At 61.9% G+C, this 7,459-nt stretch carries 9 protein-coding genes and 1 tRNA gene; 4 read left to right on the forward strand and 6 right to left on the reverse strand.

The window, feature by feature from the left end; genetic code table 11:
• Window positions 1-14: 14 nt before the first annotated feature.
• From AC0L16_RS26925 to gcl, 3 genes are all read right to left on the reverse strand, one after another.
• Window positions 15-899, reverse strand: a complete 885-nt coding sequence (locus AC0L16_RS26925; protein ID WP_473624304.1) for a 2-hydroxy-3-oxopropionate reductase — start codon at window positions 897-899, stop codon at window positions 15-17.
• Window positions 900-1,126: 227 nt separating this feature from the next.
• Complete coding sequence (hyi, locus tag AC0L16_RS26930) at window positions 1,127-1,915, reverse strand: hydroxypyruvate isomerase (RefSeq protein ID WP_473624306.1); 789 nt, start codon at window positions 1,913-1,915, stop codon at window positions 1,127-1,129.
• 13 nt (window positions 1,916-1,928) lie between these two features.
• Window positions 1,929-3,710: a glyoxylate carboligase gene (gene gcl / locus AC0L16_RS26935; RefSeq protein WP_473624308.1), complete on the reverse strand. Its 1,782-nt coding sequence runs from the start codon at window positions 3,708-3,710 to the stop codon at window positions 1,929-1,931.
• Between the two features lie 201 nt (window positions 3,711-3,911).
• Between gcl and bhcR the strand changes: the two genes are divergently transcribed.
• Both bhcR and AC0L16_RS26945 read left to right on the forward strand, forming a co-directional pair.
• Entirely contained in the window at window positions 3,912-4,796 is an 885-nt protein-coding gene (gene bhcR / locus AC0L16_RS26940; protein WP_473624309.1) for an HTH-type transcriptional regulator BhcR, read from the forward strand.
• A 61-nt stretch (window positions 4,797-4,857) separates the two neighbouring features.
• Entirely contained in the window at window positions 4,858-5,352 is a 495-nt protein-coding gene (locus AC0L16_RS26945) for a YbaK/EbsC family protein (protein ID WP_091591224.1), read from the forward strand.
• On the opposite strand, the gene AC0L16_RS26950 is transcribed toward AC0L16_RS26945, so the two are convergent.
• A complete protein-coding gene (locus tag AC0L16_RS26950; RefSeq protein WP_473624310.1) occupies window positions 5,320-5,676 on the reverse strand; it encodes a hypothetical protein in 357 nt (118 codons plus the stop codon). The genes AC0L16_RS26945 and AC0L16_RS26950 overlap by 33 nt on opposite strands.
• Before the next feature lie 169 nt (window positions 5,677-5,845).
• Window positions 5,846-6,154, reverse strand: a complete 309-nt coding sequence (locus AC0L16_RS26955; protein ID WP_473624312.1) for a BA14K family protein — start codon at window positions 6,152-6,154, stop codon at window positions 5,846-5,848.
• On the opposite strand from AC0L16_RS26955, the gene AC0L16_RS26960 reads away from it, so the two are divergent.
• On the forward strand, window positions 6,147-6,275 hold the full coding sequence (locus tag AC0L16_RS26960) for a hypothetical protein (protein WP_473624313.1): 129 nt from the start codon (window positions 6,147-6,149) through the stop codon (window positions 6,273-6,275). The genes AC0L16_RS26955 and AC0L16_RS26960 overlap by 8 nt on opposite strands.
• 439 nt (window positions 6,276-6,714) lie before the next feature.
• Here the strand turns inward: AC0L16_RS26960 and AC0L16_RS26965 are convergent, their stop codons facing one another.
• Entirely contained in the window at window positions 6,715-6,882 is a 168-nt protein-coding gene (locus tag AC0L16_RS26965) for a hypothetical protein (protein WP_023798133.1), read from the reverse strand.
• A gap of 147 nt (window positions 6,883-7,029) precedes the next feature.
• On the opposite strand from AC0L16_RS26965, the gene AC0L16_RS26970 reads away from it, so the two are divergent.
• A tRNA-Thr gene (locus AC0L16_RS26970) sits at window positions 7,030-7,105 on the forward strand.
• Window positions 7,106-7,459 lie beyond the last annotated feature (354 nt).

A 7,459-nucleotide genomic window follows, 5' to 3' on the forward strand; every position in this document is an offset into this window, starting at 1 on the left:
CCAAGCGACCGATCTCACTCCACCTCATGCCCGGCCATTCGCTCCAGCGCCTTGACCAGCGCCGAATGATCCTCCTTGGCGCCGCCATTGGCTGCGCAGGAGTTGAACAATTGTTGCGTCATCGAGGTGTTGGGCAGCGCGACGCCAAGCGCTTTTGCCCCTTCGAGAGCGAGATTAAGGTCCTTCTGGTGCAGTTCGATGCGAAAGCCCGGCGCGAAGCTGCGCTTGATCATTCGTTCGCCATGCACTTCGAGGATACGCGAGGCCGCCAGCCCGCCCATCAGCGCTTGCCGCACCTTGGCCGGATCGGCGCCGGCTTTCGATGCAAAAACAAGCGCTTCCGCGATCGCTTCAATGGTCAGCGCGACGACGATCTGGTTGGCGACTTTGGTGGTCTGGCCGACGCCGTTCGGGCCGACCAGCGTAACGTTCTTGCCCATTTTCTCGAACACCGGCCTGGCGCGCTCGAAGGCCTTTTCCTCGCCGCCGACCATGATGGTCAGCGACGCCGCCTTGGCGCCGACCTCGCCGCCCGACACCGGCGCATCGAGATAGTCGCAGCCGAGGTCGTTGACCTTCCTGGCAAAAACCTTGGTCTCGATCGGCGAGATCGAACTCATGTCGATGACCAGCTTGCCCGCTGTCAAACCTGAGGCGACACCGTTGTCGCCGAACAGCACGTCGGCCACCTCAGGCGTGTCGGGAACCATGGTGATGATGATGTCGGCCGTCTTTGCCACGGCGTGATGGCCGGAGACGGTTTTTAGACCCTTGGCGACGAGATCGGCCGGCGGTTTCGAGCGATGGTCGCTGGCGACGACTTGATAGCCGGCGTCGAGCAGATGCCCCGCCATCGGCGCGCCCATGATTCCGAGGCCGATGAAGCCGATGGTGTCCATTGATGTCTCCATTCTTTTAAGGCCGCGTTCCGTGGCGCCCCCCTCTGGCCTGCCGGCCATCTCCCCCACGGGTGGGGAGATTGGATGTCACCGCCGCTTTCGCCAATTTTCGAGGTTGGAAAAGTAAAAGCCGGCGCCGAAACTGCCAATCTCCCCACCCGTGGGGGAGATGGCCGGCAGGCCAGAGGGGGGCGCCACGGAACTCGACTTCAATAATCCTTGACCCCCTACGCCGCCTGCCCGGCAAACTTCCGGAACCAGCCCAGCCCGGCTTCCGTCGAAACCTCCGGCTTGTATTCCGCCCCTACCCAACCGGTATAGCCGATGCGGTCGATGTGACTGTACAGAAAGGGAAAATTGATCTCGCCCGTCCCCGGCTCATGACGGCCGGGATTGTCGGCAAGCTGGATATGCGCGATGCGGTCGAGGTTTGCCTCGATGGTGCGGGCGAGATCGCCCTCCATGATCTGCATGTGATAAATGTCATATTGCAGGAACAGGTTTTTTGAGCCGACGCGGTCGATGAGCGCCAGGGCCTGGTCCGAATAGTTGAGGAAAAAGCCGGGAATATCGCGGGTGTTGATCGGCTCGATCAGCAGCCTCACGCCGGCCTGCTCCAGCTTCTCGGCCGCGAAAGCCAGGTTTTCGGCGAAGACGTCTTCCAGCACCGAACGCTCGACGCCTTGCGGCGCGATGCCGGCGAGGCAGTTGACCTGTTCGCAACCGAGCGCCTGTGCATAGGTGATCGCCTTGGCGACGCCTTGCCGGAACTCGGGAACACGATCCGGCAACACCGCGATGCCACGCTCGCCCTTTGCCCAGTCGCCGGCCGGCAGGTTGAACAGCACCTGCGTCAGGCCGTTTTTCTTCAGCCTCGCCGCAACGAGATCGGGCGCATGGTCATAAGGGCCGATATATTCGACACCCCTAAAACCGGCGCGGGCGGCGGCATCGAAGCGGTCGAGGAACTCGTGCTCGCCAAAGATCATCGAAAGGTTGGCCGAAAACCGTGGCATTCTTTTTCTCCGTTCAGTCCAGCATGACGATCGCCGTCGGCGCGTCTTCGTGATGTTCGGCAAGCTCCTCGAATTCGGTGATTTTGTCGATTTCGGTGCCCATCGAAATGTTGGTGGCGCGCTCTAAGATGAATTCGAGCACGACAGGAACCTGGTGCTCCTTCATCAGGCGCTGCGCCTGCTTGAAGGCGCCGGCGAATTCCTCCGGCCTGCGTACCCGGACCGCCTTGCAGCCCATGGCCTCGGCGACAGCAACGTGGTCGACGCCGTAGCCAGCCTCGGGATCGTCCTTCCGGTTGACGTTCTCGAAAGCGAGGCTGACCTCGAAATCCATCGAAAAGCCGCGCTGCGCCTGGCGGATCAGGCCGAGATAGGCATTGTTCACGACGACATGGATATAGGGCAATCTGTGCTGCGCGCCGGCCGCCAGTTCCTCGATCATGAACTGGAAATCATAGTCGCCGGACAGCGCCACGATGTTGCGCTGCGGGTCGGCGGCGCGAACGCCAAGTGCGGCCGGCAGCGTCCAGCCGAGCGGGCCGGCCTGGCCGCAATTGATCCAGTTGCGCGGCTTGTAGACATGCAGGAACTGCGCGCCGGCGATCTGCGAAAGCCCGATCGTGGTGACATAGGTGGTGTCGCGGCCGAACGCCTTGTTCATCTCCTCGTAGACGCGCTGCGGTTTCAGCGGCACCTGGTCGAAATGCGTCTTGCGCTTCAGCGTCTTCTTGCGGCCCTGGCATTCCCTGGCCCAGCCCGACCAGTCGCGCAGTTTTCCCGCGGTCTTCCACTCGGTGGCGACGTCGAGCAGCATTTTCAGCGCCGCACCGGCATCCGAGACGACACCGAGGTCCGGCGCGAAGACACGGCCGATCTGCGTCGGCTCGATGTCGACATGGATGAATTTCTTGCCCCTGGTGTAGAGGTCGACGGAGCCAGTGTGACGGTTGGCCCAGCGGTTGCCGATGCCGAAGACGAAGTCGGCCTCGAGCATGGTCGCGTTGCCGTAGCGATGCGATGTCTGCAGCCCGCACATGCCGGCCATCAGCCGGTGGTCGTCGGGGATCGCGCCCCAGCCCATCAGCGTCGGGATCACCGGCACCCCGGTGACTTCGGCGAACTCGATCAGCAGATCCGAGGCATCCGCATTGATGATGCCGCCGCCGGCGACGATCAACGGTTTTTCGGCCGCGTTGAGCATCGCCAGGGCCTTCTCGGCCTGGCCGCGCGACATTGCCGGCTTGAACGGCACCAGCGGCTCATAGGCATCGATGTCGAACTCGATCTCGGCCAGTTGCACGTCGACCGGCAGATCGATGAGAACCGGCCCCGGCCGCGACGAGCGCATCAGGTGGAACGCCTTCTGCAGCGCCATCGGCACGAGATAGGGTTCCATCACGGTGACCGCCCATTTGGCGACGGGTGCTGCGATGGCAGCGATGTCGACGGCCTGGAAATCCTCCTTGTTGAGACGCGCCCGCGGGGCCTGGCCGGTGATGCAGATGATCGGGATGGAATCGGCCGCGGCCGAATAGAGGCCGGTGATCATGTCGGTGCCGGCCGGGCCGGAAGTGCCGACGCACAGGCCGATATTGCCAGATCTGGCGCGGGTATAACCTTCGGCCATGTGCGAGGCCGCCTCGACATGGCGCGCCAGGATATGGCGGATCGTACCCCTCGCCTTCAGCGCCGAATAGAACGGGTTGATGGCAGCACCCGGCACGCCGAAGGCGCAGGAGATGCCTTCCTTTTCCAAAACGAGAACCGCTGCGTCGACTGCGCGCATCCTGGCCATGTCAGCCTCCACGAAATTGTTGATGGCCGAGAATGGCAGCGCGCCTATTATTTTTCAATTTTTTCAGAATATTTTTTCATTTCTAAGAAACCGCTTTTATCTAGTGATTTTATTGGATTTTCTGTTTTCCACGAATTCGCGTGGCAAATCAGTGAAAAACTTTTTCATTGCGGATTTGGCGAAATCGGCAAGAATGCCACTATGGAAACCGCCGAGAAACGCCAGCGCGGACGGCCCCGCGCCTTCCACGGTCCGGCCGAGTCGGCTTCGGTGCAGTCGCTCGACCGGGCGCTGCGCATCCTGGCCATCGTCGCCGAAGGCAGCGGCCTGTCGCTGAGCGAGATCGCCACCACGTCCGGCTTGCCGGCTTCCACCGCCTACCGCATGCTGACGACGCTGGAAAACCACGGCATGGTCGAGTTCGACAGCAGCGACCAGCTGTGGTCGATCGGCGTCGAAACCTATCGCATGGGCGCGGCGTTCCTGCGCCGCCGCAAGCTGGTCGACCGCGCCCGCATCGTCATGCAGGAATTGATGGAGAAGAGCGGCGAGACCGCCAATCTCGGCGTCGCCGAGGACGACTGCGTCGTCTTCGTCAGCCAGGTCGAGACGCATCAGGCGATCCGCGCCTTCTTCCGGCCGGGCACGCGCAGCTCCTTCCATGCATCGGGCATCGGCAAGGCGGTGCTGGCGCATCTCGAGCCGCAGCGCGTCGGCGCCGTCCTGCGCCGGACCGGGCTGGAGCGCTTCACCGAAAAGACGCTTTCCGACATCTCGGCGCTGGCCCGTGATCTGGTGACGATAAAACTGCGCGGCTGGTCGGTCGATGACGAGGAACGGCACCCCGGCATGCGCTGCGTTGCCGCCGCCATCTTCAACGAGTTCGGCGAGCCGATCGGCGGCGTGTCGGTTTCGGGACCGACGGTGCGGGTCACGCCGGAGCGGCTGGCCGAGATCGGCCCGCTGGTGCACGATGCGGCAGCGGCGGTGACCAAGATGATTGGTGGTCTGCCGCCCCCTTCTTCACCAAGCCGCGCCGCCGAACCGGGTTCACTCTTCGAGATTGGCGCTGCGCGCTCACCTTGACAGCCGCCCGGCTACGGCCAAGTTTGCGTCCACCTTCCGCCAGCCGACGCCCGAAAGACGCATGAGCCTCCAATCCGTCAAAGCCTTCTTCGCCGAATATGCCCCCGACATCGAGGTGATCGAAACGCCGACAAGCTCGGCGACCGTCGCGCTCGCGGCCGAGGCGCACGGCGTCGAGCCGGGGCAGATCGCCAAGACCATCTGCCTGCGCGTCGGTGACCGGGTCATGCTGGTCGTCGCCCGCGGCGACGCGCGCATCGACAATCGCAAATCGCGCGATGCATTCGGCGGCAAGCCGCGCATGCTCGATGCCGAGCAGGTGGCCGAAATCACTGGCCATCCGATTGGCGGCGTCTGCCCCTTCGGCCTCGCCTCGCCGTTGCCGGTCTATTGCGACGTATCGCTGCGCGCCTACGATCAGGTCGTGCCAGCGGCCGGCGCAACCAATGCAGCGGTGAAAATAGGCGTCGAGCGCATGGCAGCGCTGACCGGCGCCGAATGGTGCGACATCTGTCAGGATGAGCTAGGCCCCGGGCACCGCGCTCTTGGTCGATAGGTCGTAGAAATCAAGCAGCATCGCCAGCCCAACTCCGCAGGCGGTGAAGATGAGGCCGGCGATGAAGATGCGGGTGGCGCGTTCATAGACGCGTCGCTGTAGAGACGTTGTGTCGAGCAGCAACCGCAGCGCTCGTATCTGCAAGGCAATGCCTATCAAAATCGGCAGGACGGCTGCCAGGTGATAGATTTCCCAAGGGAGCGGGTTGGCGGCCCAATGCGTGATGAAGCCCAGCGAGAAAGCCAGTAGAATGCCGACGGTGGTGATCGTGCCGTTGCGGAAATCCGTCTCAATCTGCTCTTCCTTGGGTTCGTGCTCGTCCAAGCGTCCCTCTCCCTCTGGTGCCTTCACCGCCAGACTAAGCTGTCGAAAAATCCCTGTACATCCCTCGCTGGAACCGGTTGCGGTGCCGGGTTCAATTTTGCAACCCAGACAGCTGAAAAAGGGGCAGTGGATGCCCCTTTTTCAGCTGTCTGAAACGGTTCACCTCCCCTCAAAGCCGGCAATAGTGGCGATAGCCGTCGTAGCCGACATAGGTGTCGGTGTAGGGATCGTAGCTCTGGTAGCGATCGAGGCAGCGCCGGACGTGCCACGAACCGCCATTTTCCTCGATGTAGACGGTGCGCGGCTCGGCGAGCGCACTGCCGAGCAGGAAGCCACCGACGCCGGCGGCGATGCCGATGCCAAGATGCTTGTTGTGATGGTGCTTGTGATGGGCGGCCGAAGGCTGAACGGTGCCGGCCAGCATGACGGCGGCGACAGTGGTGGCGATGAGGCCGGAAACGAGGGTGCGCTTGAACATGACGATCTCCTTGCTGGAGAGGCGATCCATCCGCCTCTTGACCGTCTGTGGTGGCAGCAAGGAAAAAGGTTCGACGGTTTTTTGGATTTTTTTGAAAGCGCAAAGCTGCGGTCTGAACTGAGCTTGGTCAGGCGCGTACCGGCGAGGAGCGCCGGTCGACAGAGCCTCTACCACCGCCGTAGGTCAATCGCTTCAGGTTCGCGCTGCCCCTCATCCGGCTGCCGCCACCTTCTCCCCGTATAGTGAGTATAGTGACGGGGAGAAGGGAGCTTGCCGCGGCCTCAGCGTCCTTCCTGCAACGCTGGTGATTGCCGAAACCTCGTGCAGGCGTCTTTCTCCCCGTCACTATACGGGGAGAAATGCCCGGCAGGGCAATGAGGGACGGCGCCGACATCGACAGTCATCAATTCAAACAAGAACATCACCATGAAACTGTCGTCTCAGCCGCAAGGAAAAAGGTTCGACGTTTTTTTCGATTTTTCTGAACTGGGTTTGCGCCAGGCGCGTAATTAATTACGACCGGCGAAGAGCGCCGGTCGGCAGTCCGGCGGCGGGAGGCCTCAGCCCATGCCGGTGATGTGGCGCAGCCAGAAGGCGAGCGCGATGAAGCCAATGATGGTGGTGACGCCGGTCCAGTCGACATTGGCGCTCTTCAAAACCTTGATGAGCTTCACCAGGAGAAACCAGGCCACGACGACGATCAGGGCAATGACGACAAGTCTGATCATGCGACACCTCGCCTATGCGATTGCACCTTCGAACGATATAGGAAGCCAATTGGGCCGTTTTCAGGATGCCTGCGCCGGCAGCTCCGGCGCGCTCAAAACGGAGTTTTGTCTTTACTGGCGCACCAAATATGCTAACCGGAGCGCCGTGCCCTTGTAGCTCAGCTGGTAGAGCAGCGGTTTTGTAAACCGAAGGTCGGCGGTTCGATTCCGTCCGGGGGCACCAGCAACATCAATAAGTTAGTGTCAATTAACTCATCGAATCCTTAGCGACAGAAAACCACGGGGGTAACAATTGGGGTAACAAAAGCCCGCCACCGTGAGGCAGCGGGCCATATCGCCAAGCTTGCGAGTCGATCAGTGCCGCTGCGCTAGAACCGGCCGGCGTCGAGTTCATCCCCGAGAACGGCGGTGGCGCTGGGGTGAGGTTGAGGATGAAATAACGCGGAAATCGTCAGCGCGCCCTTGCACTTGAAACTACACTTTTATGCGATAACCCTTTATGCGGATTGCTCTGGCTTGCCTTTGCGCCAGATCGGCGCGATGCTGCCCTTGGGAGTTGTCAAAGGAGAGATCTCCA

The sequence above is a fragment of the Mesorhizobium sp. WSM4848 genome (assembly GCF_055811375.1).

Coding starts and splice junctions, on each gene's coding strand:
- AC0L16_RS26925 (WP_473624304.1), bottom strand. CDS start 899: ATGGACACCATCGGCTTCATCGGCCTCGGAATCATGGGCGCGCCGATG.
- hyi (WP_473624306.1), bottom strand. CDS start 1,915: ATGCCACGGTTTTCGGCCAACCTTTCGATGATCTTTGGCGAGCACGAG.
- gcl (WP_473624308.1), bottom strand. CDS start 3,710: ATGGCCAGGATGCGCGCAGTCGACGCAGCGGTTCTCGTTTTGGAAAAG.
- bhcR (WP_473624309.1), top strand. CDS start 3,912: ATGGAAACCGCCGAGAAACGCCAGCGCGGACGGCCCCGCGCCTTCCAC.
- AC0L16_RS26945 (WP_091591224.1), top strand. CDS start 4,858: ATGAGCCTCCAATCCGTCAAAGCCTTCTTCGCCGAATATGCCCCCGAC.
- AC0L16_RS26955 (WP_473624312.1), bottom strand. CDS start 6,154: ATGTTCAAGCGCACCCTCGTTTCCGGCCTCATCGCCACCACTGTCGCC.
- AC0L16_RS26965 (WP_023798133.1), bottom strand. CDS start 6,882: ATGATCAGACTTGTCGTCATTGCCCTGATCGTCGTCGTGGCCTGGTTT.